This is a genomic window from Nonomuraea indica (genome assembly GCF_002850745.1).
GTDB lineage: Bacteria > Actinomycetota > Actinomycetes > Streptosporangiales > Streptosporangiaceae > Nonomuraea > Nonomuraea indica.
In genome coordinates, this window is record NZ_KZ559471.1 from 135,680 (window position 1) to 160,415 (window position 24,736).

Sequence of the window (24,736 nt, forward strand, 5' to 3'; positions counted from 1 at the left end):
GCCGGGAAATCGCCCTGCTGTGGCAATAACCGGCGGCAAGTCGTGCATCGGGATATGCCTTGGTGCATGCCCCGCCCGATGACCGGCCGGGGACTTTCGCTGTGTTCGCTGCAATCGGGAGAGATGCCATGCCCGTCGGTGAGAGAGAACCCGATGCGCCACGCCGGCCCGCACCATGGCCGGTCCGGGGTGTCCGCGTCGCCGTGGCCGCGACCGTGGTCGCCCTGCTGGCGGTGGCGGGCACCTGCTGGGCGCCGGGGCACCGGGCCGCCGAAGCCGCGGAGGTGACCGGCATGCCGGACCCGGCCGGGCGGACCGCCGAGGACGACACCCTCAAGAAGGTCGCTCCCGGGGTGCGGAAGCGGCTGCGCCCGTTCCGCGCGGCACGGGGCGAGGCCCGCCGGGCGCGGCAGGACTGCCCGCCCACCTCGGTGATCTGCCTGGAGAACGAGCTGCCAGGCAGCCCGCCGAGCGAGTGGGACGTCCCCGGCGGGGGCAGTTCCACGATCCTGGGGTTCACCACCGACATCAGCGTCGACAAGGGCCAGGCGGTGGAGTTCAAGGTGGACACGCCGGCCACCGACTACCGCGTGGACATCTACCGGGTCGGATACTACGGCGGCCTGGGGGCGCGGTTCATCACCACGGTCCAGCCGTTCGCGGTCCTGCCGCAGACTCAGCCGGCGTGCGCCCGCCAGACCGAGACCGGTCTGGTGGACTGCGGCAACTGGGACGTCTCCGCCGCCTGGGTGGTGCCCGTCACCGCCGTCTCCGGCGTCTACCTCGCCAACCTCGTCCGGGAGGACGGCACCGCCGGCCGAAGTCAGATGATCTTCGTGGTCCGTGACGACACCCGCGGCGCCGACGTCCTGGTCCAGACCTCGGACGCGACGTGGCAGGCGTACAACACCTACGGCGGCAACAGCCTTTACAGCGGCAGCCCCGCCGGGCGGGCGTTCAAGGTCAGCTACAACCGCCCGTTCGTCAACCGCGGGTCCGGGCTCAGCGGCGCCCTGCAGTCCTACTTCTTCAACTCCGAGTACCCGATGATCAGGTGGCTGGAGGCCAACGCCTACGACGTGAGCTACACCACCAACGTCGACACCGCCAGGTCCGGACCGGAGATCCTCGAACACGAGGCGTTCCTGTCGGTCGGGCACGACGAATACTGGTCGCTGTCGATGCGTGACAACCTCGCCACCGCCCGCGGCAACGGTGTCAGCCTCGCGTTCTTCTCGGGCAACGAGGTCTTCTGGAAGACCCGGTGGGAGAGCAGCATCGCCGACTCCGGGACACCGTTCCGGACGATGGTCTGTTACAAGGAGACGCTGGCCAACCGCAAGATCGACCCGAGCCCCGAGTGGACCGGCACCTGGCGCGACCCGCGGTTCGCCGCGCCGCCCAACGGCGGCTTCCCGGAGAACGAGCTGACCGGCACCCTGTTCGCCACCAACGGCACCGTCGCCGACTCGCTGGCCGTCCCCTACGACTACAGCAGGCTGCGGCTGTGGCGGAACACGTCGGTTGCCGGCCTCCTGCCGGGGCAGACGGCCGTCTTCCCGGCCGGGACGCTCGGCTACGAGTGGGACGCCGCCCCCGACACGGCCTTCACCCCGGCGGGCTCGGTCAAGTACTCCAGGACGACGGTCGGCAGGCTCGACAAGATCCTGCTCGACTTCGGCAGCACGTACGGCGCCGGGGTTCCGACGCACAACCTCGTGCTCTACAAGCACTCCAGCGGCGCCCGCGTGTTCGGCGCCGGCACCACCCAGTGGTCGTGGGGCCTCGACGCCGTGCACGACCGGCCGGGACCGCCCGCCGACATCCGCATGCAGCAGGCGACGGTCAACCTCTTCGCCGACATGGGGCTCCAGCCGGCGAGCCTGCAGGCCGGGCTGGTGCCCGCTTCGCCGTCGACGGACACCACCCCGCCGACGACCACGCTCAGCACCCCGACCGTCGGGGCCACCACTCCGAGCGGCACCACGATCACCCTGCGCGGCACGGCCGCCGACAGCGGCGGCGGCGTGGTGGCGGGCGTCGAGGTGTCGATGGACGGCGGCACCAGGTGGTTCCAGGCCAAGGGACTGACCAGCTGGCAGTTCGCCTGGACGAGCACCGAGACCGGGCCCCTGACGATCAGGGTCCGCGCGGTCGACGACTCCGGAAATCTGCAGACGACGCCCGCCACCCGGGCCGTCACCGTCGGCGGGCCGTGCCCCTGCAGCACCTGGCCCGTGTCCACCACCCCGGCGCTGGCCGACAGCGGGGACCTCAAGCCCGTCGAGGTCGGGGTGCGCTTCCAGGCGTCCAGCCCCGGCCTGATCAGCGGGATCAGGTTCTACAAGGGCGTCGGCAACACCGGCACGCACATCGGCAGCCTGTGGAGCGCGAGCGGCCAGCTCCTGGCGCGCGCGACGTTCACCAGTGAGTCGGGGAGCGGCTGGCAGCAGGTGAGCTTCGCCACGCCGGTACCGATCAGCTCGGGCACCACCTACGTCGCGTCGTACCACTCGACCTCCGGCTACGCCCTGACCAGGCCCTACTTCGGCGCCGAGTACTCCTCCGGGCTGCTCACCGGACTGGCCAGCGGCGTCAACGTGGGCAACGGCCTGTACTCCTACAGCAGCACGCCCACCTTCCCGACAAGCACGTACCGCTCGACGAACTACTGGGTGGACGTCGTGTTCAGCCCGTCGAACGCGCTGTGGGACGACACGGCCGAACCGGCCCTCGACACCGCCGGCGACGCCAAGGCGGTCGTCGTCGGCGTGAAGTTCGCCGGCATCACCGACGGCCTGGTGACCGGCATCCGCTTCTACAAGGCGCCGCAGAACACCGGGACGCACACCGGCACCCTGTGGACAGCCGGCGGCCAGCTGCTGGCGAGCGCCACCTTCACCGACGAGACGCCGAGCGGCTGGCAGCAGGTGAACTTCGCCACGCCGGTGCCCATCACCGCGAACACGACGTACGTCGCCGCCTACCACGCCCCGAACGGCAACTACTCGATCACCAGGCCGTTCTTCACCACCGAGTACGGCAGGGGATCGCTCATCGCCCCGGCGGGCGCCACGGTCGGCGGGAACGGCGTGTACCGGTACGGCTCGGCGAGCACGTTCCCGAACAACACCTACCAGTTCACCAACTACTGGGTCAGCCCGCTGTTCAGCCCGGCGACGGGGACGCAGGCCGCGGGGCAGCAGGGCGGGCCCGCCGCCCGCCTGGCGGCGAGATCTGAAAAGGCCGCAAAGCGCCGGTAAGAACATCTCCGCATTCGGTCGTTCGCGCCCGCCCGGCAGGCCGGTGTCGCCAGGCTTGCGCGCATGGCCGAAGCTCCACCCTTTCAGCGTTCCACGCATCAGCCCTCCGCGCCCGGACCGGACGCGGAGGGCTCACCGCCCGTCCCGCTCACCGGCCGGCGCCGGCTCCTGAACCGGCTGCCCGCGGTGGCCGTGATCGGCTGCGTCGCGATCGTGCTGAGCCGCTACGGCGTCTCCGCCTGGGACATGGCCAGGTTCGCCGGCTACGTCGGTCTCGGCATCGCGCTGCCCGGCCTGCTGTGGATCCGCGCGGTGTACCGCCCCGCCCTCACGCTCACCGAGGGGCTCGCCCTCGGCGCGACGCTCGGTTACGCGGCCGAGGCGCTCACCTACATCCCGGCCCGCGCCCTCGGCGCCCCGCTCCTGGTGCTGGCCTGGCCGGTCGGCACGTACGCGCTCTTCCTCGCCGTGCCGGGGCTGCGCAGGCACTGGCGCGGGCGGGCCCGGCCGCGGCCGGCACCGCTGTGGTGGTCGTGGAGCCTGGCGCTCACCGTCATCTACCTGGTGGTGTGGACGGCCGTCAACTTCTTCAGGACCCAGGCGCTCACCTGGCCGGCGCTCGGCGCGTCCTTCGTGGACATGCCGTTCCACCTGGCGCTGGTGGGCGAGGTGAAGCACCACATGCCGCCCATGGTGCCCACCGTCGCGGGCGAGCCGCTCGTGTACCACTGGTTCGTCTACGCCCACCTGGCCGCCACCAGCTGGGTCACCGGGGTGGAGCCGCTGGTGCTGTTGTTCCGGCTCGCCGTGCTCCCCATGCTGGCGGCGCTGGTCGTCCTCCTCGCGCTGATCGGGCGGCGCGTCACGGGATCGCGCGCCGGCTCGCTGGGCGCCCTCGCGGCGACGATCCTGGTCACGGCCCCCACCCTCTACCTGGGGTCGACGGCCGGCGTCTTCACCTGGAAGACCGTGCAGTCCTGGTCGAGCCCGACGCAGACGTTCGGCGCCCTGCTGTTCGCCCCCATCGTGCTGCTGCTCATCGACCAGTTCGAGGGCCGGCAGCGGTCCCGCCACACGTGGGCGCTGCTGGCGGTCTTCCTGCTGGCCGTCATGGGCGCGAAGGCCACCTACCTGCCGCTGCTCACCGCGGGCCTGGCGGCCGTCGTGCTGGTCGAGGCGATCAGATGGTTCTGGGTGCCGCGTCGGCTGCTCCTCGCGCTGGCCATGGCGGGGTCGACGCTGCTGTTCGCCCAGTTCGTCTTCTTCGGCGGCGTGCGGCAGGGCATCGTGCTCGACCCGCTGTCGATCATGCGGGTCACGCTCGGCAACCTGGCCGGGCGCGACGCGGCCGCCGTCACGGCGGGCGCCGCGCTCGGCGTCACGCTGCTGTGCGTGCTGTGCGCCGCGATCACCTGGTGCGGCGTGCTGGGGCTGCTGTGCAGGCCGCGGTTGCTGCTGCGGCCCGCTGTCGTGCTGGCGCTCGGCATGGCCGTCGCCGGGCTCGGGGCGGCGCTCCTGCTCGGCCATCCGCACCTGTCGCAGGGGTACTTCCTGCAGGCCCCGTACCCGTACGTGGCGATGGTGGCGGTGCTCGGACTGGTCACGGTCGTGCGCCGGGCGCGGCTGGGTGTCAGGCAGATCGCCGTCGCGGCCGTCGCCGGCATCGCCGCCGTCTACGCCATCAGGATGGTGTTCGCGGTCCGCGTTCCGCTGGAGCCGGGGCGCGCCGACTTCGCGCTGTACGCGCCCTACCTCGCCCTGCTGGGCGTGGCGGCGCTGGCGGGTGTGGCGCTGCTGGCCGCCGGGCGAGGCAGGCTGCGGGCGTTCGCCCTGGTCGTCTGCCTGGTGACGGCCGCCGGCACGCCCGCCGCGTGGGCGACCCGCGTCCTGCCGGGCACCTACCGCAGCCCGACGTCGGCCCCGCCCAACCCGAACGGCACACCGACCGCCGCGATGATCCCGAAGGGCGTCTTCGCGGCCGGGCGGTGGCTGCGCGCCAACTCCGCCCCCGGCGACCTCGTCGCCACCAACGCGCACTGCCGCTGGGGCTACGAGAACCCGTGCGACAGCCGCGTGTTCTGGGCCACGGCGCTGACCGAACGGCGGATGCTGGTCGAGGGGTGGGCCTACACGGCGACCAACATGGACAGCTGGCGCGACGGCGAGGTGGTGGAGAACCGCCCGTTCTGGGACCACGACCGGCTCCAGGCCAACGACGAGGTCTTCCAGGCGCCCTCGCCGCAGACGGTCCGCCGGCTGCGTGACGGCTACGGGGTGCGCTGGCTGTTCGCCGACCATCGCCGGATGCGGCCGGGCACGCATCTGTGGGCGCACGCGAAGCTGCGCTTCCGCTCCGGCGACTACGGCGTCTACGAGCTGACCCCCGACTCCGAGGCCGCGCAGCCGACCCGCTGAGCGCCGCACGGACGCCGCGGGCCCGGCCTCCGAGGGAGGCCGGGCCCGCGGCGTGAGTTCAGCGCCTCAGCGGGCGGCCATGTGGTCCACCCCGTGCCGCTCGAGCGCGCCGAGGCCGGGCCCTGTCACGCCGATGAACTTCCCCTGGTAGGCGAAGACCCGGTGGAGCGGCTGCGTGCGGGCGTACTCCTGGTACACCAGGTTGTCCTGGATGTCGTCCATGACGAGGATGTGCCCGTCGGTCAGATGGGGAGCGACCCGGCGCAGGAAGAACTCCCTGCCGCCGCGCGTCTTGTCGGAGTCGTAGTGGACCAGGTCCACCCGCATCACCGGGTGCAGGATGTCGCCGAGGTTGCGGCGGTCGCCCCGGGTGTGCAGGGTCCAGCGGTCCCGGAGCAGGTCGGGGACGACATGGCCGATGTGCCGTTCGGCGTCCGGCACCCGGAAGCACGGGAAGTCGCTGGAGTAGAGGTGCCCCGCGGCGTTGGCCCGCATCGCGGCCAGCACGGCGGCGGTGGACCAGCCCGCGGCGACGCCCGTCTCCAGGACCACCTTCGGCCGCAGCGCCAGCGTGAGGAAGTGCAGCAGCTCGATCCCGCCGGGCCCGCCGAGCCGTACGCCGGCGGCTGCCAGCCGCCTCACCTCGGGCTCCGCGGATCGGGTGAGCGAGCGCGCGAACGCCTCGGCCCGCGCCCACAGCGCCGCGTCGATGCGCCCGCCCCAGGTGGGCAGGTCCTCCGCCTGGCCGGCCGCCCAGGCGGTGGCCGCGGCCCGCTCCCGGTCGTGCCCGTGGCGCAGCCGGACGTACGCCTTGCGGGCCATGACCGGAAGATGCGCCGGACGCGCTGAGTTGCGAAGGATGTCGAGAATTCCCATGGAGCCCTCCAGGGGCGTCAGACGCGGTAACCGTAACGGTGGAGATGGTCCGACAGCGAGCTGTCGAGCAGGGCGAGCTGCCGGGCGGACAGGTCGGTCCGGTACGCCTCGGCGCGGCCCCGGCTGAACCTCCGGCGCTCCAGGCTCAGCTCGAAGTCGCGGGTCCACGGCAGCTCGTAGAAACCGAGGATCCGGTCCAGGTGCTTGCGCGGGTCGGTCAGCAGGTCCTCGTAACGGACGTCCAGCCACTGGTCGGACGGCACCGCCGTGCGGGCGTCCTCGTAACGGTCCATCATCGTCTTCCAGCCCAGCCCGGCCAGGTGCACCAGGCACTGGCCGCCGGCCTCCCACTCCTGGGCGTAGGCGTCGGGCAGGGGGCCGAAGCGCCAGCCCGCGGACCCGAGATGGCCCCGCCACCACGGCATCTGCACGAGCGAGTTGGCCACGGCCCGCCCGTCGCGGACGATGTGCACGAACCGCGCCTCGGGGAACACCGCGTGCAGGAAGCCCGCGCGCGGCCAGCCGGTGAACTTGTGGACGAACCGCCCTCCGGGCGCGGTCCGGTCGTCGAAGAACCTCCGCAGCCGCCCCGCCAGCCACGGCGTGACGTCCTCGGCGGTGAGGTCGCGGTACGGGTCGGTGATCATCGGGGACACCTCGCGGCTCAGCGCGACGTACGCCTCGGACGGCCCGAGCCGCCGGCTCACGGTCACCGGTCCGGTCCGCAGCCGGCGGTAGATCGTCGCCGCGTGCCGTCGGAGCGGCCGGGGCGTGCGGGCCCACCGGTTGTCCAGGCGGGACACGAAGCCCACCGCCGGATGGTGGGCGAGCACCTCGTAGGCCAGCGTGGAGCCGCAGCGTCCCGTGCCGATGAGAAAGTCGGGCACACGCCCTCCCTCGTGGAGACGGGTCAGTTCATCCCGAACGTAGGGCCGCCGACGGCGTTGGTGTTGGAGGTCTGACTTGGACCGTGTCGCCCGGAGATGGGCGTCTCGTGGTGCCGTGACCGGGCGTTCCGGTCATGGGAGGGGCACGAGTGCGTAATGTCTGCGGGCGCCGGAGCGCCGCCACGGGCGGGTGGACCTCCTGATCGCGATGATGGCGCTGGTGAAGACCAGGGTGCATGTCTGCGAAGTCATCAAGACACTGGACGTCGGCGGCGCGGAGGTGCTGCTCGTCGAGCGGCTGCTCGCGTCGCCTCCCGGGGACAAGCGCTACACGGTGGTGTGCCTGCGCGCCTCCACGGCGGAGCTGGCCGACCGGCTCCGGTCGGCGGGCATCGAGGTCGTGGACCTGACCCCGTGCCCGCCCGCCCTGCGGCTCGTCCGCCTGGCGGCCGTCGTCCGCCGTCTGCGCCCGGACGTGCTGAACCTGCACTCGCCGCTGCCGGCGTCGCTGCTCCGGCTGACGTCCCGGCTGTCCCGGCCCCGGCCCGTGCTCGTCTCGACGGTGCACAACGTCCGCTACCGGGTGCCGACGATGCTGCTCGACCGCGCCACCGGCTGGCTGGACGCCCGCACTGTGGCCGTCTCGCCCCAGGTCGCGCGGGCCGTCGTCAGCCGGGGCGCGCGCGGGCTGGCGACCAGGATCCACGGGGTGGACGTCGCCGGGCAGCGCCGCAGGGTCACCGAGGCCCGCCGCGTCCGGCAGGAGTGGGACGTGCCGGACTCCGCCTTCCTCATCGTGCACGTGGCCAACCTCCGGCCGCAGAAGGACCACGAGATGCTCCTCGCGGCGGCGGCCCGGGTGGCGGCCCGCGACCCGCGCGCGATGTTCCTGCTGGCCGGGACCGGCCCGCTGCACGACCGGATCGCCCGCCGGGTGGCCGAGCTCGGCCTCGACGCCGTCCGCTTCCTCGGCCCGGTGCCGAACGCCGCCCGGCTCATCGCCGCCGCCGACCTGCTCGTGCTCAGCTCCTCCTACGAGGGGCTGCCCGTGGTGGTCATGGAGGCCCTCGCCGCCGGGGTGCCCGTCGTGTCCACGAACGTGGGCGGCGTGCCCGACCTGGTACGGCACGGCGGCAACGGCCTGCTCACCCGGGCCGGCGACCCGGGAGCGCTGGCCGAGGCGATCCTCGACGCGATGCGCCCCGAGCGGCACGCCCTGCTGCGCCAGGGAGCGCGCGACAGCGCGGACCTGGTGGACATCGGCCGGACCGGCGAGTGGTTCGACAAGCTCTACGACGACGTGCGCGCCTAGTGGGCCGGCACGCCCGTTCACGACATCAGGAGGGTTGCCAATGACGGCTGGAGGCGGGGCCCGGGTTCGCCGGGTCGTGCTGCTCATCGGCCACCTGGGCATGGGCGGCACCCAGAAGCAGGTGGCGCTGCTGGCGCAGGAGCTGCGGCACGCCGGCACCGACGTGCACGTCATGGTGCTGTCGCGCGGTGGCCCGTACGAGGAGGTCCTGCACGACGCCGGGATCGAGGTGCACCGGCTCGGGTTCGGCCGCGGCTCGCGGCTCGGCAACGCCCGCGCGTGCGCCCGGCTGGGCGGGCTGGTGCGCCGGCTGGCCCCGGAGGTGCTGCACGCCTTCCTGCACGAGGCGACCCTGCTCGGCGTGCCCGCCGCCCGGCTGGCGGGGGTGCCCGTCGTGGTGGCGGGCCGGCGTAACGAGACCCGGCTGTCCGCCACCCGTCCCTGGAGCCTCGCGCTGGACAGGATGGCGGCGCGGATGGCCGACCACGTCGTCGTCAACGCGGCGGCGCTGGCCGTGGACGCGCACGCCATGCTGCGCCTGCCGCGCCAGAAGCTCACCGTGATCTACAACGGCCTGCTGCCGGCGGCCTTCGACCCGGCCCCGCCCGTGGAGGTGCGCACCGCCCTGCCCGTGGTGGCGTGCGTGGCCCGGCTCAGCGCCGAGAAGGGGCACCGGCATCTCCTCGACGCCATGGCGGTGCTCGCTCACCGCGGCCGCCCGTGCACGCTCGTCCTGGCCGGTGACGGCCCCGAACGGGCGTCGCTGGAGAAGCAGGCGGCGGCCGCCGGGGTGGACGTCCGCTTCCTGGGGGCCACGACCGGCGGGGCGGGGCTGCTCGCCCGCGCCGACGTGGTGGTCCTCGCCTCGCTCACCGAGGGCCTCAGCAACGCCGTGATGGAGGCGATGGCGGCGGGCCGGCCCGTCGTGGCGACCTCGGTGGGCGGCAACCCCGAACTCCTCGACGGGCGCGGGCTGCTCGTCCCGCCCGCCGACCCGGCGGCCCTGGCCGAGGGCGTCACCCGGCTGCTCGACGACCGGGACCTGGCCGCCGGCCTGGCGTCGGCGGCCCGCGCCTGGGCCGGCAAGAACCTCGACCCGCACGCCATGGCCGACGAGCACGTCAGGCTCTACGAGCGGCTGCTGCGGGTCCGCCGTGCGGGATAGCCGGGACGAAGCCACGCTGGAACCCGTCGGCGACCACGACCGGCCACCGGCGAGCGCCGGGCTCTCCCTCAGGGCCGTGGGCAGGACGGTGGCCAGCAGGACCATGCGCCTGATGCTGGCCACGCTGACCGGCATGCTGATCGCGCGCACCCTCCAGCCGGAGGGGCGGGGGATCTACGCCGTCATCGCCACGACCGCGGGCATGACGATGGTCCTGGGACACCTGTCCGTCGAGAAGTCGCAGATCGCGCTGTGGGCGGAGCGTGACCGGCACCGCGCCCTCGCCTCCAACAGCCTGGTGCTGGGCCTGGTGCTCGGCGCCGTCGCCGCGCTGGGCGCGCTGGCCGTCACCGCGAGCGGCGTCATCCCGACGGCATCGCCGCTGATGGCCGTGGCGCTGATCGCCGTGCCGTTCGGCGTCGCGGCCATCAACCTCAACGGCATCGCCCTGCTGCGCTCCCGCGTGGACATCGTCAACCGCGGGACGCTCGCCGCCGCGCTGACGCAGTGCCTGCCGCTCCTGCTGCTCATGGCGGTCGGCGAACTCACGGTGACGAGCGTCGTGGTGTGCTGGACGATCTCCATCGTCGTGCCGTTCGTCCTGCACCTGCGGGCCTCCAGCCCGCTGCCCCTGCGGTGGGACGGCGGGCTCGCGCGGCGACAGCTGGCGATCGGCGGCAGATACCACGCCGGGCGTGTCGCGTTCCACTTCCTGCTGACGCTCGACGTCCTGCTGCTGAACGCGCTGGACTCCACGGCGGCGGTGGGCATCTACACCGTCGCGGTCACCGTCCTGGCGCTGACCCGCATCCCGGCGGACGCGATCGCCCAGGTCGTGCTGCCCTTCCAGGCGGGGGAGAACGCCCGTGACGCCGACCGGGTGACCGCCAGGACGCTCCGGCTGAACCTCATCCTGTCCACGGCCGTCATCGGCACGCTCGCGGTCGCGGCCCCGTTGCTGATCCCGCTGGTGTACGGCGAGGCGTTCGCCGGGAGCGTCGCGCCCCTGTGGGTGCTGGCCCCGGGGGCGATCGCGCTGGCGCTGATCCGGCTGGTGGAGCAGCACCTCGTCAGGCTGGCGCGGCCGATCGGGATGACCCTGATCGCGCTCTGCGCCCTGGGCGCCAACGTCGTGCTCAACCTGCTGCTGATCCCGCACTGGGGTGCCGTGGGGGCTGCGCTGGCGTCGAGCGCCACCTACGTCCCGATGGCCCTGCTGGAGATCGCGTGGTTCGCGCGCTCGGCGGGCATCCCGATGCGCGAGTTGCTCCCGCGCCCGGCCGACGTCCGCGCGGTGCGGCGGCGGCTGGCCGGACGCGGGTTCGCCTCATGGCGCGGGCGGCGGCGCGGCGGCTCCGGGGCGCGCTGACCCGACCGGTGCCGGACCGGGGACCGCACTCCTGGTCGCGGGCCCCCCGGTGGGCGTCCCGGTGGGCTCGTCCGCGGGCTCGTCGGCGGCGGGGGAGCGGACCGGGGCCCTGTTCCAGGCGATCGCGGCCAGCAGGCTGATGACCATGACGATCGGGATGCGCTGCCGGAAGATCAGGCCGATGTTGGCCATGGTCGTCGCGTAGGCGATGGTGCCCGGCACGATGAACAGCAGCAGCAGCAGGAGCATCCGCCGGTCGGAGTTCCACAGCCGGCGGGCGCCGCGGGCCGCGCAGTAGAGCAGGTAGTAGAGCAGCAGCGCCTCCAGCTTGCCGAACTGCAGCGCCATGCTGCCGCCCATCCACGGGAACGGCGACAGCAGCGTGTAGACGAGTTTCGGCCCGAGCCGGCTCCAGGCGTTGCCGCCGTCGTCGAACACCACCCCGGAGTCGTCGGAGGCGTTGGAGCGGCGGACGTTGTCGGCCTGTCCCTGTTCGAGCTCCTGCTGCATCATCGTGGCCGGCGCGGTGGCGGTGATCTCCTCGACGAACACCGCGGCGCACACCAGGGCGGCGACGGAGATGAGCATCAGCCGCAGGGACACGACGTGCCGGGGGTTGACGATGCCGAGCAGCAGCGGGACCGCGCACATGAACACCATGTACGGGCGCACGTGCCACAGCGCCCACAGCAGCGGAAGCAGCAGCATGATCTTGCGGAGGTCGAAGCGCTGGACGTTGGAGGCGGCCAGCCCGAGGCAGGCCACCACGAGGAAGGCGTTGAAGCCGTCCTTGAACATGTCGGAGGTGTGCACCAGGAACGCCGGGACGAACGCCACCAGGACGAGCAGCCGGAAGGCGGACCGCTCCTCGGCGCCGATCAGCCGGGCGAACTTGTACATCACGATGCACATCGCGCACGCCAGCAGCGCCACCAGGGACGTGCAGGCCAGCGGGGCGTAACCGCCGCAGACGTAGATCACCAGGGCGAAGACGTGGCACGGGACGGCCGCCGAGTACAGGGAGTTCACCTGTTCGGTGGAGACGAACTGGAAACCGTCGTTCTTCCAATAGTTGACGATCTCCATGGCGGTCAGCTCGTAGCCGATGTTGTCCCCGCCGTAATCGAGCGAGCCGCTGCGCAACACCAGGACATGGGTCACCAGCCGGATGATGAACGCGAGCATCAGCACCGGGAGCACCCGCCATGCCGTGTCCGCCTGGAAACAGCCTCGGACGAGCAGGATGAGTGCCACCGCGGCGGCGGCGACAATTACGTACTCCATGGAATCGGACCTTAGTCGGCGGCCAACCCCCTGACCGGGAACAAAGGCGCACGGTCCGGCATCCGGGGGCGCCAATGGGGCGGGGATTACGTTTTCGCTGCCCAGCCCCGGTGACAATAAGGACCAGCGTTTCTTGCGGCTCGCCTCACCAAAAAGGATGGCATGTCCGGCTTGTCGGAAAAACGTGGCGGCTGGTACGGGCGTTTCGCTGGCTCATGCGAAGGTAGGGAATAGGAAAAACATTTCGGCACCGCCGTGACGGTGTCGGCGAAATATCAGGCGACGGGTTAGCTTCTCCGACGTGACCAGGCCAGCACCGAGGAGCCCGTGAGTGAAACCCGACGACCGCATCCGTGTCATGGAGATCATCGCGCGCCTGAACGTCGGCGGCCCCGCCACTCAGGTCCTGGGCCTGTACGAGCGGCTGAACCGCGACGAGTTCGACCACCGCCTCTACACCGGTCACGTGGACGGCGACGAGGAGGACCACCTCCAGCTCCGGCAGGCCGGGACACGCGTGCACCGGGTGCCGGGTCTCGGCAGGTCGGTCCGGCCCGGTGACGACGCCCGCGCGCTGCTGTGGCTGGTCCGCGCCATGCGCGAGTTCCGCCCGCACATCGTGCACACGCGCACGGCCAAGGCCGGGGCCCTCGGCCGGGTCGCTGCCCGCCTGTCCGGGGTGGGCGCGGCTCGCGTGCACGTCTTCCACGGCCATCTCCTGCACGGCTACTTCACACCCGCCCGACGACGCCTCTACGTGCAGACCGAGCGGTTCCTCGCCGCCCTGTCCGACCGGCTCGTGACGGTCGGCGCGCAGGTGCGCGACGACCTGCTCGCGGCCGGCATCGGCCGGCCCGGCCAGTACGTCGTCATCCCGCCGGGCGTCGGGCTCGGCCCGGTCCCCGACCGGTCCACCGCCCGCGACCTGCTCGGCATCCCGCCGCTCGCGCCGGTCGTCGCGTACGTGGGCCGGCTCACCCAGGTCAAGCGCCCCGACCGGTTCCTCGCCGTGGCCCGGATGGTGCAGGACCGCGTGCCCGGCTGCCACTTCGTGGTGTGCGGAGGCGGCGAGCTGGCCGCCTCCGTGGAGCGCGACGCGCGGCCCTTCGGCGACTCCTTCCACCTGCTCGGCTGGCGCAAGGACGTCGAGACCGTCTACGCGGCCGCCGACGTCGTCGTCCTGACCTCCGACAACGAGGGCACCCCGCTGACCCTCGTCGAGGCGGGCATGGCCGGGGTCCCCGTCGTCTCCACCCGCGTGGGCAGCGTCGCCGAGGTCGTCCGCGACCGGCAGACCGGCCTGCTGGCCGCCACCGACGCCGTCGAACTGGCGGACCACACGATCCGGCTCCTGTCGGACCGGGCTCTTGCGCTCCGGATGGGCGAGGAGGGCCGCACCTGGACGACGCACGAGTTCGGCGTGGACCGGCTCGTCTCCGACACCCAGGAGCTCTACCGGTCGCTGAGCGCCCCGTCCGGGCGCCGCTCCATCCCGGAGGTAACGAAGCAGTGAGAGTACTCGTGACAGGCGGCGCCGGTTTCATCGGCGCCAACCTGTGCCGCGCGCTGGCCACCCGCCCCGAGGTCGAACAGATCACGGTGCTGGACGACCTGAGCACCGGCGACCTGGCCAACCTCGACGGCGTCGGCGTGCGGTTCGTCATGGGCAGCATCCTCGACCGGGACCTGCTGGCCGACCTCGTGCCCGACGCCACCACCGTCGTCCACCTGGCGGCCCGCCCGTCGGTGCCGCGCTCCCTCGCCGACCCGCTGGCCTCCCACACGGTCAACGCCACCGGCACCCTGCACGTGCTGGAGGCGTGCCGGGCCACCGCCCCGCACGTCGTCCTCGCCTCGTCGTCCTCGGTGTACGGCGACTCGGCGGAGCCGTTCAAGCACGAGGACCTGCCCACCAGGCCGCTCAGCCCGTACGGCGCGAGCAAGCTCGCGACCGAGGCGTACGCGCTGGCCTACGCCCGCAGCTTCGGCCTGCCGGTCCTGCCGTTCCGCTTCTTCAACGTCTACGGTCCGATGCAGCCGGCGGACCACGCCTACGCGGCCGTCATCCCGGCGTTCGTGTCGGCGGCGCTGCGCGGCCGGCCGGTCCCCGTCCACGGCGACGGTCACCAGGCACGCGACTTCACCTACGTGGGTTCGGTGACGGCCGTGCTGATCGAGGCCGCCGTCCGCAGGGTGGTCAGCGACAGGCCCGTCAACCTCGCCTTCGGCACCCGGGTCACGCTGCGCGAACTCATGGACGTCCTGGCGGGGGTGCTCGGCCGGCCCCTCGAAGCGGACCTCCAGCCGCCCCGGGCCGGCGACATCCGCCAGTCGCAGGCCTCGCCGAGGCTGCTGCGCGAGCTGTTCCCCGCCGTGGAGCCCGTCTCGCTCGAAGAGGGGCTCAGGCTCACGGTGGCCTGGCACGAGAAGGCGGGCGGCTCAGGCCCGGGTGTGTCCGCCTGACCTGCCGCTTCCCCCCGGCATTGCAAGCTCTCGACGTATGTGACTAGGGGAAGCCTGTGAGCAATTCAGCGAAGACCACCTACCTCATAACCGGCGGCAGCGGCTTCGTCGGGTCGCACCTGACCGACGCGCTGCTCGCCCGCGGCGACGCGGTCATCGTCCTGGACAACCTGTCCACCGGCCGGCTGGAGAACCTCCGGCCGCACCCGGACCTGCGTTTCGTGCAGGGCTCGGTCCTGGACGAGCTCATGGTGGACGAGCTCGTGCACCAGTGCGACACGGTCGTCCACCTGGCCGCCGCGGTCGGCGTGAAGCTGATCGTCGAGCAGCCGCTGCGGTGCCTGACCACGAACATCCGCGGCTCCGAGATCGTCATCGAGGCGGCCCACCGGTACCGCAAGAAGATCCTCATCACCAGCACGAGCGAGATCTACGGCAAGAACTCCTCCGGGCCGCTGCGCGAGGAGGCCGACCGCATCCTCGGCAGCCCCGCGGTGGTGCGCTGGGCCTACAGCACGGCCAAGGCCGTCGACGAGATCCTCGCCAACGCCTACCACCGCGAGCGCGGGCTGCCGACCGTCGTGGTCCGGCTGTTCAACACCGTGGGGCCGCGGCAGAGCGCCGCCTACGGCATGGTCATCCCGCGGCTCGTCCAGCAGGCCCTCACGGGGCAGCCGCTCACGGTCTTCGGCGACGGCACGCAGACCCGCTGCTTCGCGCACGTCTCCGACGTCGTCGACGCGCTGCTGCGCCTGCTCGACCTGGAGGCGGCCGTCGGCCAGACCTTCAACATCGGCTCCGCCGAGGAGGTCAGCATCCTGGAGCTGGCCAAGCTGGTCATCGACCACACCGGGTCCACCTCGGCGCTGGAGCTCGTCCCGTACCACGAGGCGTACCAGCACGGTTTCGAGGACATGGTCCGCCGGGTGCCGGACACCACCAAGCTGCGCGAGCTCACCGGCTGGACGCCTCGGCGCACCCTCGACGAGATCCTCACCGAGGTCGTCAGGAAGGTGCGCGAAGACCTCGCGGCGTCCCTCCGGTGAGCGGAATGCTCGTCCTCACGGTCGGCAGCGCCGCCTACCTCATCAGCGGCCTGACCGTGCCGTCGTTCAAGCGCCTGGCGCTGCGCTGGGGCCTGACCGACCGCCCGAGCGAGAAGAAGGCCCACGCGCGGCCGACCCCGTACCTCGGGGGGCTGGCCATCGTGCTCGGCACGGTCGCGCCGCTGCTCGTGGTGCTCCGCGACGCCGACCAGCGGATCGTCGCGATCCTGCTGGCCGGGGCGGTGATCACCCTGCTCGGGCTGATCGACGACATCAGGCCGCTGCCCGCCGTCACCCGGCTGACCGCCGAGGCGGTCGCCGCGACGGGCGTCGCGCTGTCCGGCGTGCACGTCACGCTGGTCGGCGGCTGGCCGGACCTGGTCGTCACGGTGCTGTGGATCGTCGTGATGACCAACTCGTTCAACCTGCTCGACAACATGGACGGCGCCCTCGGGGCCATCGCCACGGCGACGGCCGGGCTCCTGTCCGCGACCGCGTTCGTCAGCGGCCACGCCGGGCTCGGCCTGCTGCTCGCCGGGTTGACCTGCGCGTGCCTCGGCTACCTCCCGCACAACTGGGCGCCGGCGCGGATCTTCATGGGCGACTCGGGGTCGCTGTTCATCGGCTTCGTGCTCACCTGCTCCGCCGTCCTGCTGGTGACGGGGCGCGGCCTGGACGTCACGGTCGCCGGCCTGCTCCTGCCGACCTTCGTCGCGGCAGTGGACACCGGGGTCGTCCTGCTGTCGCGGATCCGGGCGGGGCGTTCGCCGCTGATGGGCGGCACCGACCACGTGTCGCACCGGCTGCGCCGGACGGGGATGCCCGTGCGGGCGGTCGCCGCCCTGCTCGGCGCGGTCGCCGCCGGCGCCGGCGCGCTGTGGCTCGCCACCGTCCTGAGCCTGCTGCCGCCGCCGGCCGTGGCGGTCGTCGCGGTAGCCGCGACGGCGGTCCTCGTCGGCCGCCTGCAGGGCGTGCACGTCTACGTGCCGATCGAACACCTCAAAGCTCCTCCGAGAATCCGTGAAAGGCGGCGTTGATCCCGTGGATCTGCTCTATTACGTACGGCTGGCGCGCAGGAACTGGTTGCTCATCATCCTGTCGCTGGTCATCGGGGTGACCGCGGCGGTCATGGTCACCGCGAACACGCCGCCGACGTACGTGGCGTCGACCTCCATGCTGGTCTCCGGCCACGACAAGGAAGGCAGCCTGTCCACCGCGTACCAGGCCGGGATGCTGTCGGCGCAGCGCGTGCAGTCGTACGCCACCCTGCTGTCCAGCCGCCGGCTGGTGAGCGAGGTCGTGGCCCCCGAGGACGTCCGGCGCGTGCAGGGCAACATCACCGCCGAGGTCGTCCCCGGCACGGTCCTGCTGCGCGCCTCCGTCACCGACACCGACCCGGCCCGCGCCGCACAGCTCGCCAACACCCTGGGCGCGCGCTTCACCGACCTGATCGACCGGATCGAGCGGCCCACGCCCAAGAGCCACTCGACGATCAAGATCACCGTGGTGGACCAGGCGGAGGTGCCCCAGGCGCCCGTCAGCCCGCGCCCGACCATGAACGTCCTGTTCGGCGTGCTGATCTCGCTGCTCGTCGCGCTGGCCGCGCTGGTGCTGCGCGACCGGCTCGACACCACCGTCAAGAGCTCGCACACGCTGCAGCAGACCTCCGGCAGCTCCACGCTCGGCATCATCGGGTACGAGCGCGACGCCCGCCGCAACCCGCTGATCGTGCGCCGCAAGGGCCGCTCGTCCCGGGCGGAGGCGTTCCGGTCGCTGCGCACCAACCTGCAGTTCATCGGCGTGGACCGGCAGCCGAAATCGCTCGTCATCACGAGCTGCCTGCCGAACGAGGGCAAGTCGTCCACCTCGTCCAACCTGGCGATCACCCTCGCCCAGGCGGGCTGGCGGGTCATCCTGGTCGACGGCGACCTGCGCCGCCCGCGCATCCCCGACTACCTCGGCATCGAGGGCGGCGTCGGCCTGACCGACGTGCTGATCGGCCGCGCCCGGCTCGCCGAGGTCGTCCAGACCTGGGGAGAGCCGCGGCTGCACGTGCTGCCGAGCGGCCAGATCCCGCCGAACCCGAGCGAGCTGCTCGCCTCGCAGGGCATGCGGCAGGTGCTCGACCAGCTCACCGCCGAGTACGACATGGTGATCATCGACGCGCCGCCGCTGCTGCCGGTCACCGACGCGGCCACGCTCTCGGCGGTCTGCGACGGGACGATGCTGGTGGCCCGCTACGGCAAGACGCGCCAGGAGCACATCCAGCGTGGCACCGAGCTGCTGGCGTCCATCAACGCCCGGGTCGTCGGCACGGTGCTGAACTTCGTGCCGGCCAAGGCCAGCCGCTACGACGGCTACGGATACGGCTACGGGTACGATTCGGCGCCCGAGGACGTGCCGCCGGTCAAGGCCCCGGCGGCTGTGTGAGCAGCCGCAGCGGGGCGGCGAGCGCCTGCGCGATGCGCCGTCCCGCGGCCCGGTAGGTCCACCGGGAGCCGCCGAACGGGTCGGGGATGTCGGGCTGGTCCACGTGGACCAGCCCGCGCAGTGCCCGGGCCTGCTCGACCAGTGACCGCGCCCGCCGCGCCACGTCACGTTCGGCGGCCAGCGGCCCGGCGGGCACCTCCCGGCTCAGGGCGCCGAACTCGGCGATCGTGAACGTCCGCCCGGTCGCCGGCGGGTGCAGCGCCACCGCCTCGGCCCGGTGCGCCACCGTGGCCGTCAGCACCAGATCGGCGGCCGCCACCAGCTCACCGGTGAGCGGCCGCGAGGCGAACCCGTCCGGGTCGCCGCCGAGACCGAGCAGCACCCGCCGGGCGCGCTCGGTCATCTCCATGCCGGGCCTGGCCCGCGTGCCCGCGCTGGTCACCTGGAACGGCGGACCGAGCGCCGCACGCGTCAGCCGCTCGGCCAGCGGCGAGCGGCAGATGTTGCCCGTGCACACGAACAGGATGCGGAAATCCGGCTCCGGCGTACGCTCCATGGGCGCGACCGTAGGCCGCGACGGCCCGGGACCCGCCCGCGGCACGCCGCCTTTTACCCATCCCTGCCCCGCCCGGCTGCCCGGACAGCCGTCCGGTGCTCTGCCGCCCCGCTCAGCCGTCCGGGGTGCAGCCCCTGGTGTCCCACACGACCCGGGTCTGCTGCTGGCGGGCCAGCGGCTGCACCGGCACCACGGGCCTGGCCTGCGACGCGGGCTCCAGCAGGTGGAACTCCAGCGTGCGCGCCTGCCGGGGCGCGAAGTGCATCATCGTCGTGAGGACCGGATGGGAGCGCTCGACCGCCTGCAGCGCCGACGCGCTCCGCCCGTCGATCCGCACGCCGCCGAGCTTGGTGCCGGGCGCGGTGTAGAGCGAGACCCACAGCAGGTTCGAGCCCGGTGTGTGGCGCCGGCCCGGCCGGTCGAGCCGGCTGGTGACGTACTCGGGGAGCTTGCGCCGCGGCACGTCGTTGACCAGCCGGACCCGCACCCGCGAGACGCGGTGGCCGTCGGCGCGGCAGGGGCCGAGCCGGTACTCCACCTGCCGGTCCAGGTAGTAGTCGAGCTTGTTGCCGGCCGAGTTGTTGATCACCAGGCTCGCGTACGGGCCGGGCCGGCCGGGCAGCGTGCCGCCGAGCGGTGTCGCGGCCAGCCGTCGCTGCTCGGCGTCCCGGCGGCTCCAGATCTGCAGCCGGCGCTCGTGCACCATCTTCGACAGGACGGGCACCACCTGCCGCGGGTCCGGCCGGACGCGGGTCACCGCGTCGGCGACGGCGCCGGCGATCCGCATGAGGAACCTCTTGCGGGCGTGCTGGTCGTCGTAGCGGGCGTACGCCTGCCGTTCGGTGAGGTCCACGACGTTGTCGGCGGTCACCTTCTCGCCGCCGGGCAGGGAGACGGGCCCGATCAGCCGGAGCAGGTGGGACAGGCCGACGGGGTCGGTGGCGATGGCTCCGTCGAGCCGCCGCCCGTGCTGGCGCTCCCACAGGGCGGTCCAGGTGGCGGCGGCGTAGGGGAAGTGCGGGGAGAGGTTGGAGATGTTGAGGGCGGCCTGGGCGTTGCGGCCGTAGCGGGCGGTGTAGGTGGCCCCGTGGTCGACGACCGGCCGCGGGCTCGTCGCCAGCGCGCTGTTGGAGGAGAGCCCTTCGATGGCGAGCCCGTTCCGGCCGGCCTTGAGTATGCCGAACGCGCCGACCAGCCCGCCGGTCGCGCGGGCCTCGGCGTTGGTCTGGAACGCCAGGAAGTAGCGGCGCGGACCCTCGCGGCCCAGCATCGGAGGGAGGAGGACGGCGGCGTCGGAGGCGGCGCGGAGCCAGCCGTGCAGCCGGTCGACCTCGCGCAGCGCCGTGGCCCGCGCCTCGTCGACCTGGGTCACGCCGGTGTCCGCCGGGGTGGCGGCCAGGCGCGCCCGGGTGCCGGCGATCTTCGTGGTGGCGGCCGCCAGGGCCGGCGCGGAGGAGTCCAGACGGTCGAGCAGCTTGCCCATGTCGTCCACGGAGAAGCCACCCGGCTGGATCAGCCCCGCACCGGCCTGGTGGACGCCGGCGAGCACGCCGGTCAGGTCGGCGGCCGACTCGGCCAGGCCGCGAACGGTCGCCGCTCCGTCACCCACCACGGGTGAGTGGGTGAGCAACGACCAGTCCGGACCGCTGGTGAGCCGGCGCGCCTCGGCCGCGTGCCGCTGCGCGAGCGCGAGCGCCCCGCCCAGCCGAGCGGGGTCGCCCACGGGGAGGTTCTCCAGAGCGTTCCTGGTCGCTTCGAGCTGCTCCCGCACGTTCAGTCCGAGACGCGCCGACCACCCCCCGGCCAGCACGAGGCAGGCCACGGGGCTCAGCAGCCCGTATACGACGACTCGACGCCGGTTGAGGCGCTTCTTACTTGGCATCGGTGGAGCGGCGACGCCTCATGGCGATGAGCGTGCCGGCGGCGCCGGCGAGCAGCAGGCCGGTGCCGGCTCCTGCCAGGGTGCTCACGGAGGACGTGCCCGTCATGGGCAGTTCCTTCTTGACGACCTCCTCGCAGTACCCTCCGTCGCAGTCGCCCTCGTCCCACCAGCCGTGGCCGAAGTCGTCGTCGAACTCCTTGCCGTCCTCGTCACCGATGTCGATGGTGAAGTGCTTGTCCTGCGTGGAGCTGCTGTCCTCGGACGTGCCGTCGGAGTCGTCCCCGTCGTCCCCGTCGGAGTCGTCGCCGTCCTCGTCGCCTTCGTGGTTGAGCGGGCCGGGCTTGACGATGCCCGTGGCGCCGTCCAGCTCGTGGGCGCTCGGGAACGACTGGATGTCGCTGAAGTCCCCGAGAGGCGCGAGGTTCGGGTCGTCCGAGGTCAGCGCGTTGTCGAACGCCTCCTGCTCCGACTGCGAGACGGCGATGGCGTCGGCGTCCGCCTCGTTGTCGTTCTCGTTCACGTTGTTGTTCACGATGTTGGCGCAGACGTTGACGTCACCCCCCTCGGGGCAGTCGATCGGCGCCGGCGGGTACGGCTGGAGCGCCGCCAGCATGGGAGACGGGTGGGAGGCGGCACCGGCCTCCGTCGCCATCCCCGTGCTGGCGAACGCCAATCCACTCCCGACGGCCACCGCGGCCAGGATGGATTTCCTGATTTTTATTGCCATTTCGGACTCCCCGTGACGGTAGTGCGGCCCTGGAACATTTCGCCCGGCATACCAGCGACATGTTCGCTACGGAACCCGTTATATGTGCCGCCTCCTGGGGGGCTCCGTGCGCCGCACGAGCCTTACCGAATGAGGACAATTGATTCTCCATAAGTTGACGGTCGATCATGCCCTCGCGCCGCGCTCGGAGGCCGGGCGCCGGGCGCTGTCCGCTTCGGTGCGCTCTGCACGGTTCGGGGGTTCGGAACGTTGAACGATCTTGTGTGGTCCCGGGGGCCGCCCGCCCGCGGTCCCCCGTCGCCGTCTTCCGATCGAACGCTGGCGTTTTCTCCTTAACGTCCCCCAAATCATGTCAATGCGAGTTATGCTCGCTGTCTACCGTTAACGCCGGAAGCACGGGGGCCCTCGGCGATTCTGACCGTCTGCCCGCCCCCGGAGGCCGGATGAGAGTCGACGACGCAGCGTTCGAGAGCGTGCTCACCTCGTTGAGCAAGCGTGAAGCCGAGGTCATGGATCTGATCGCGACCGGCGAGTCCAACGGGCAGATCGCGCGGCGGCTCTTCCTGAGCGAGAAGACGGTCAAGAACCACGTCAACCGCATCTACGCGAAGCTGGGCGTGGACTCCCGCGTCACGGCCATCGGGCTGTGGTTGTCGCGGCGCGATCGCGCGGCCGGCGACGCCGACGCGGCGGCGCCCCTCCGCGGCGCGGGGCCGGGCGAGGCGGCGAACGCGGTGCCGGCCCGGCGGACGTGATCGGCGCACCCGTCCGCGGAACGGCGAAGGGCCCGGCCGATGAACTCGGCCGGGCCCTTCGCGTGGAGTGATCTCCAAGGGTGAGTGAAGGGACTTGAACCCTCGACATCCAGGACCACAACCTGGCGCTCTGCCAACTGAGCTACACCCACCACGCGCCGCCGCGAAAGCGGCACAGGAAAAGTGTAGCGGTGTTCGGGAGTCGTTTCGCCATCTATTAACCCGTGACACGCTCGGCGAGTGTCCGGGCCGTGCTCGAGTCGGGGCCCGGCTGCGCCACGAACACCGCCGCGCGGTAGTAGCGCAGCTCCCTGATGCTCTCGGTGATGTCGGCCAGCGCCCGGTGCCCGCCCTGCTTCTCGGGCGCGGCGAAGTAGACGCGGGGGTACCAGCGCCGCACCAGCTCCTTGATCGACGAGACGTCGATCATGCGGTAGTGCAGGTAGGCGTCGACCGCGGGCATGTCGCGCGAGAGGAACGTCCGGTCGGTGCCGATGGAGTTGCCGCACAGCGGCGCCTTCTTCGGCTCGGGGATGTGGCGGCGGATGTAGTCGAGCACGTACGACTCGGCCTCGGCCAGCGTCACCCCGCCCTGCAGCTCCGGCAGCAGGCCCGAGGCGGTGTGCATCTCGCGGACCACCTGCGACATCTGCTCCAGCGACTCCGGCGGCGGCTTGATGACCACGTCGACGCCCTCGTCCACCTGGTTGAGCTCGCTGTCGGTGATGACGCACGCCACCTCGACGAGAGCATCACGACCGAGGTCGAGCCCGGTCATCTCGCAGTCGATCCAGACCAGCAAGTCACTCATTCGCACTCCTCGCCCAAGCGGCTCGGAGCTGCCCGCCCGCTTGCTCACACGTCCAGCCTAGTGCCATGCGTCAGGCCGGCTTCAGCGAGCCGAGAACCTGATCCACCACATCGGTGCCGAGATTGTCCGGAACGGACACGTACACGATCGCCGGACGCTCGCCCTCGCCGCGATCCATGAGGACGATCGCGCCGTTCTCCTTCTTCCACTTGTAGTCCCGCTCCTTCGACACCGTGCTGAAGTCGAGCTCGAACTGGAACACCCACGCGTCCCTGTCGCCCACCTTCGTCGCCTTGTCGGCGACGATCTTGGTCTGGTGGGAGAGCTGGTAGAACCGGGCGAAGTCGGTGAAGACCAGCTTGGCCGTCGTGCCGAGGCTCTGGGTGCCGGCGTAGGGGTAGAGCTCGTGCAGCGAGCCCGTGTAGACGTTGCCGATCCAGTCGTCGGTGCCGTCGTACTTCTCGTGCGAGACCGCCTGCACGGCGCTCGACCAGCGCTGGCGCGCCGGGTCGGTGCCGTTGACGGAGCCGTAGGCCGGCACGGTCCAGCCCCGCGGCGGCGCGTAGGAGATGCCGGCCTGCCCGTCGGTGATGCGGCCGTCCTGCGGCTGCGGCAGCTCGCCCGTCGGAGGCGGCGGCTCCGAGGACTGCCCCGGGTCCGGGGACTGCCGGGGCTCGGTGGGCGTCGCCGTCGGCGGCAGCGCCGTGCCGGGGGAGTCGTCCCGGTTGACCAGGAAGATCGCCGCCGCGGCCAGCACGCCGATCACGACCAGCGCGGCCACCCCGCCGAGCACCCAGGGCAGCGGGTTGCTCCGCTTGGGCGGCCCTCCGAAGCCGGGGCCGGGAAGCTGCGCGCCGCTCCACTGCGCCGGCTGGTGCCCCTGCCCGTACGGGGACTGCCCGTATCCGGGCTGCCCGTACCCGACCGGCCCGGACGGGGGCTGCCCATAACCCGGCTGCCCGTAACCCGGCTGCCCGAACCCTGGCTGCCCGTAGCCCTGCTGGGGCTGGTCCGGCTGCCCGAACCCCGGCTGACCGTGATCCTGCGGGCCGGACCCGGGCTGGCCGTGACTCTGCGGGCCGGACCCCGGCTGGCCGTAACCCTGCGGGCCGGATGTGGCCGGTCCGGGAGGGGGCTGGTCGTGGCCCGGCTGTCCGGGCGCGGCAGGGTCCGACGGGGCGCCGAACGGCTGCCGCGCCTCGCCCGGCCCCGACGGCTGCGCCGGGCCCTCCCCGTACGGGGACAGCCCGGGCAGCGGCTCGCCGAAGCGGAGGGTCGGGTTGGCCGGCGTGACGGGCACGTCGGGGACGGTGCGCGGCCCCGACGGCTGCCCCTGGGGCGCCGGCTGCTGATGCTGCTGCCCGCCCGGTTCGACCGGGTGGGTGGCGTCGGTCCACTGGCCGCCGTCCCACCAGCGGAGTTGGGGCGATCCGTAAGGGTCGGGGTACCAGCCCGCGGGGGTCTGCGTGGTCATGCCGCCAGATTAGTAAGAACC

The 24,736-nt window shown here is 72.4% G+C and carries 19 protein-coding genes and 1 tRNA gene; 11 read left to right on the forward strand and 9 right to left on the reverse strand.

Annotated features, from left to right (window positions below; all coding sequences use genetic code 11):
* Positions 1 to 203 precede the first annotated feature (203 nt).
* Both CXR44_RS17425 and CXR44_RS17430 read left to right on the forward strand, forming a co-directional pair.
* Positions 204 to 3,263 carry a DUF4082 domain-containing protein gene (locus tag CXR44_RS17425; protein WP_245899232.1) on the forward strand — a complete coding sequence of 1,020 codons (3,060 nt, stop codon included), beginning with the start codon at positions 204 to 206 and terminating at the stop codon, positions 3,261 to 3,263.
* A gap of 63 nt (positions 3,264 to 3,326) precedes the next feature.
* Positions 3,327 to 5,678 (forward strand): hypothetical protein, encoded by a 2,352-nt coding sequence (locus CXR44_RS17430; protein ID WP_144069991.1) that lies wholly within the window; start codon positions 3,327 to 3,329, stop codon positions 5,676 to 5,678.
* 66 nt (positions 5,679 to 5,744) lie between these two features.
* On the opposite strand, the gene CXR44_RS17435 is transcribed toward CXR44_RS17430, so the two are convergent.
* Both CXR44_RS17435 and CXR44_RS17440 read right to left on the reverse strand, forming a co-directional pair.
* On the reverse strand, positions 5,745 to 6,500 hold the full coding sequence (locus CXR44_RS17435) for a class I SAM-dependent methyltransferase (protein WP_180903508.1): 756 nt from the start codon (positions 6,498 to 6,500) through the stop codon (positions 5,745 to 5,747).
* 71 nt (positions 6,501 to 6,571) lie between these two features.
* Positions 6,572 to 7,441 (reverse strand): sulfotransferase family protein, encoded by an 870-nt coding sequence (locus CXR44_RS17440; RefSeq protein ID WP_180903510.1) that lies wholly within the window; start codon positions 7,439 to 7,441, stop codon positions 6,572 to 6,574.
* A gap of 220 nt (positions 7,442 to 7,661) precedes the next feature.
* Between CXR44_RS17440 and CXR44_RS17445 the strand changes: the two genes are divergently transcribed.
* Genes CXR44_RS17445 through CXR44_RS17455 form a run of 3 tightly spaced genes read left to right on the forward strand, consistent with a single transcriptional unit; the run spans position 7,662 to position 11,287 of the window.
* Entirely contained in the window at positions 7,662 to 8,753 is a 1,092-nt protein-coding gene (locus CXR44_RS17445; protein WP_180903512.1) for a glycosyltransferase, read from the forward strand.
* 40 nt (positions 8,754 to 8,793) lie between these two features.
* Complete coding sequence (locus tag CXR44_RS17450; protein ID WP_101787126.1) at positions 8,794 to 9,918, forward strand: glycosyltransferase; 1,125 nt, start codon at positions 8,794 to 8,796, stop codon at positions 9,916 to 9,918.
* Positions 9,908 to 11,287 (forward strand): lipopolysaccharide biosynthesis protein, encoded by a 1,380-nt coding sequence (locus CXR44_RS17455; protein WP_101787127.1) that lies wholly within the window; start codon positions 9,908 to 9,910, stop codon positions 11,285 to 11,287. The genes CXR44_RS17450 and CXR44_RS17455 overlap by 11 nt, the downstream gene beginning before the upstream one ends.
* Here the strand turns inward: CXR44_RS17455 and CXR44_RS39490 are convergent.
* A complete protein-coding gene (locus tag CXR44_RS39490) occupies positions 11,246 to 12,571 on the reverse strand; it encodes a hypothetical protein (protein ID WP_180903514.1) in 1,326 nt (441 codons plus the stop codon). The two genes, CXR44_RS17455 and CXR44_RS39490, sit on opposite strands and share 42 nt — an antisense overlap.
* A gap of 331 nt (positions 12,572 to 12,902) precedes the next feature.
* Between CXR44_RS39490 and CXR44_RS17475 the strand changes: the two genes are divergently transcribed.
* The 5 genes from CXR44_RS17475 to CXR44_RS17495 are packed head-to-tail and all read left to right on the forward strand — an operon-like array spanning position 12,903 to position 18,510.
* Positions 12,903 to 14,084, forward strand: coding sequence for a glycosyltransferase (locus CXR44_RS17475; protein ID WP_101787130.1), 1,182 nt, complete (start codon positions 12,903 to 12,905; stop codon positions 14,082 to 14,084).
* Positions 14,081 to 15,034, forward strand: a complete 954-nt coding sequence (locus CXR44_RS17480; RefSeq protein WP_101787131.1) for an NAD-dependent epimerase/dehydratase family protein — start codon at positions 14,081 to 14,083, stop codon at positions 15,032 to 15,034. The genes CXR44_RS17475 and CXR44_RS17480 overlap by 4 nt, the downstream gene beginning before the upstream one ends.
* Positions 15,035 to 15,090: 56 nt before the next feature.
* The gene (locus tag CXR44_RS17485; protein WP_101787132.1) at positions 15,091 to 16,080 is read left to right on the forward strand and encodes an NAD-dependent epimerase/dehydratase family protein; all 990 of its coding nucleotides are present in this window, start codon (positions 15,091 to 15,093) and stop codon (positions 16,078 to 16,080) included.
* 5 nt (positions 16,081 to 16,085) lie between these two features.
* Positions 16,086 to 17,117, forward strand: coding sequence for a glycosyltransferase family 4 protein (locus tag CXR44_RS17490; protein WP_101787133.1), 1,032 nt, complete (start codon positions 16,086 to 16,088; stop codon positions 17,115 to 17,117).
* A gap of 4 nt (positions 17,118 to 17,121) precedes the next feature.
* Positions 17,122 to 18,510: a tyrosine-protein kinase domain-containing protein gene (locus tag CXR44_RS17495; protein WP_180903516.1), complete on the forward strand. Its 1,389-nt coding sequence runs from the start codon at positions 17,122 to 17,124 to the stop codon at positions 18,508 to 18,510.
* Here CXR44_RS17495 and CXR44_RS17500 read toward each other — a convergent pair.
* The 3 genes from CXR44_RS17500 to CXR44_RS17510 all read right to left on the reverse strand — a co-directional run bounded on the left by CXR44_RS17500 (position 18,488) and on the right by CXR44_RS17510 (position 21,675).
* Positions 18,488 to 19,066, reverse strand: coding sequence for an arsenate reductase/protein-tyrosine-phosphatase family protein (locus CXR44_RS17500; RefSeq protein ID WP_101787135.1), 579 nt, complete (start codon positions 19,064 to 19,066; stop codon positions 18,488 to 18,490). The two genes, CXR44_RS17495 and CXR44_RS17500, sit on opposite strands and share 23 nt — an antisense overlap.
* A gap of 112 nt (positions 19,067 to 19,178) precedes the next feature.
* Entirely contained in the window at positions 19,179 to 20,948 is a 1,770-nt protein-coding gene (locus CXR44_RS17505; RefSeq protein ID WP_144069992.1) for a DUF4012 domain-containing protein, read from the reverse strand.
* Positions 20,938 to 21,675 (reverse strand): LPXTG cell wall anchor domain-containing protein, encoded by a 738-nt coding sequence (locus tag CXR44_RS17510; RefSeq protein WP_101787137.1) that lies wholly within the window; start codon positions 21,673 to 21,675, stop codon positions 20,938 to 20,940. The genes CXR44_RS17505 and CXR44_RS17510 overlap by 11 nt, the downstream gene beginning before the upstream one ends.
* A gap of 443 nt (positions 21,676 to 22,118) precedes the next feature.
* On the opposite strand from CXR44_RS17510, the gene CXR44_RS41950 reads away from it, so the two are divergent.
* Complete coding sequence (locus CXR44_RS41950; RefSeq protein WP_342748557.1) at positions 22,119 to 22,430, forward strand: helix-turn-helix domain-containing protein; 312 nt, start codon at positions 22,119 to 22,121, stop codon at positions 22,428 to 22,430.
* A 79-nt stretch (positions 22,431 to 22,509) separates the two neighbouring features.
* On the opposite strand, the gene CXR44_RS17520 is transcribed toward CXR44_RS41950, so the two are convergent.
* From CXR44_RS17520 to CXR44_RS17530, 3 genes are all read right to left on the reverse strand, one after another.
* Positions 22,510 to 22,582, reverse strand: a tRNA-His gene (locus CXR44_RS17520).
* A gap of 65 nt (positions 22,583 to 22,647) precedes the next feature.
* A complete protein-coding gene (gene orn / locus CXR44_RS17525; protein WP_101787138.1) occupies positions 22,648 to 23,241 on the reverse strand; it encodes an oligoribonuclease in 594 nt (197 codons plus the stop codon).
* A 70-nt stretch (positions 23,242 to 23,311) separates the two neighbouring features.
* Positions 23,312 to 24,715, reverse strand: coding sequence for a DUF2510 domain-containing protein (locus CXR44_RS17530; protein WP_101787139.1), 1,404 nt, complete (start codon positions 24,713 to 24,715; stop codon positions 23,312 to 23,314).
* Positions 24,716 to 24,736 lie beyond the last annotated feature (21 nt).

Bases quoted from the DNA above. Each gene is read 5' to 3' on its own strand.
- CXR44_RS17430 (WP_144069991.1), top strand. From the start codon at position 3,327: ATGGCCGAAGCTCCACCCTTTCAGCGTTCCACGCATCAGCCCTCCGCG.
- CXR44_RS17435 (WP_180903508.1), bottom strand. From the start codon at position 6,500: ATGGCCCGCAAGGCGTACGTCCGGCTGCGCCACGGGCACGACCGGGAG.
- CXR44_RS17450 (WP_101787126.1), top strand. From the start codon at position 8,794: ATGACGGCTGGAGGCGGGGCCCGGGTTCGCCGGGTCGTGCTGCTCATC.
- CXR44_RS39490 (WP_180903514.1), bottom strand. From the start codon at position 12,571: ATGGAGTACGTAATTGTCGCCGCCGCCGCGGTGGCACTCATCCTGCTC.
- CXR44_RS17490 (WP_101787133.1), top strand. From the start codon at position 16,086: ATGCTCGTCCTCACGGTCGGCAGCGCCGCCTACCTCATCAGCGGCCTG.
- CXR44_RS17500 (WP_101787135.1), bottom strand. From the start codon at position 19,066: ATGGAGCGTACGCCGGAGCCGGATTTCCGCATCCTGTTCGTGTGCACG.
- CXR44_RS17505 (WP_144069992.1), bottom strand. From the start codon at position 20,948: ATGCCAAGTAAGAAGCGCCTCAACCGGCGTCGAGTCGTCGTATACGGG.
- CXR44_RS17510 (WP_101787137.1), bottom strand. From the start codon at position 21,675: ATGGCAATAAAAATCAGGAAATCCATCCTGGCCGCGGTGGCCGTCGGG.
- CXR44_RS41950 (WP_342748557.1), top strand. From the start codon at position 22,119: ATGAGAGTCGACGACGCAGCGTTCGAGAGCGTGCTCACCTCGTTGAGC.
- orn (WP_101787138.1), bottom strand. From the start codon at position 23,241: ATGAGTGACTTGCTGGTCTGGATCGACTGCGAGATGACCGGGCTCGAC.
- CXR44_RS17530 (WP_101787139.1), bottom strand. From the start codon at position 24,715: ATGACCACGCAGACCCCCGCGGGCTGGTACCCCGACCCTTACGGATCG.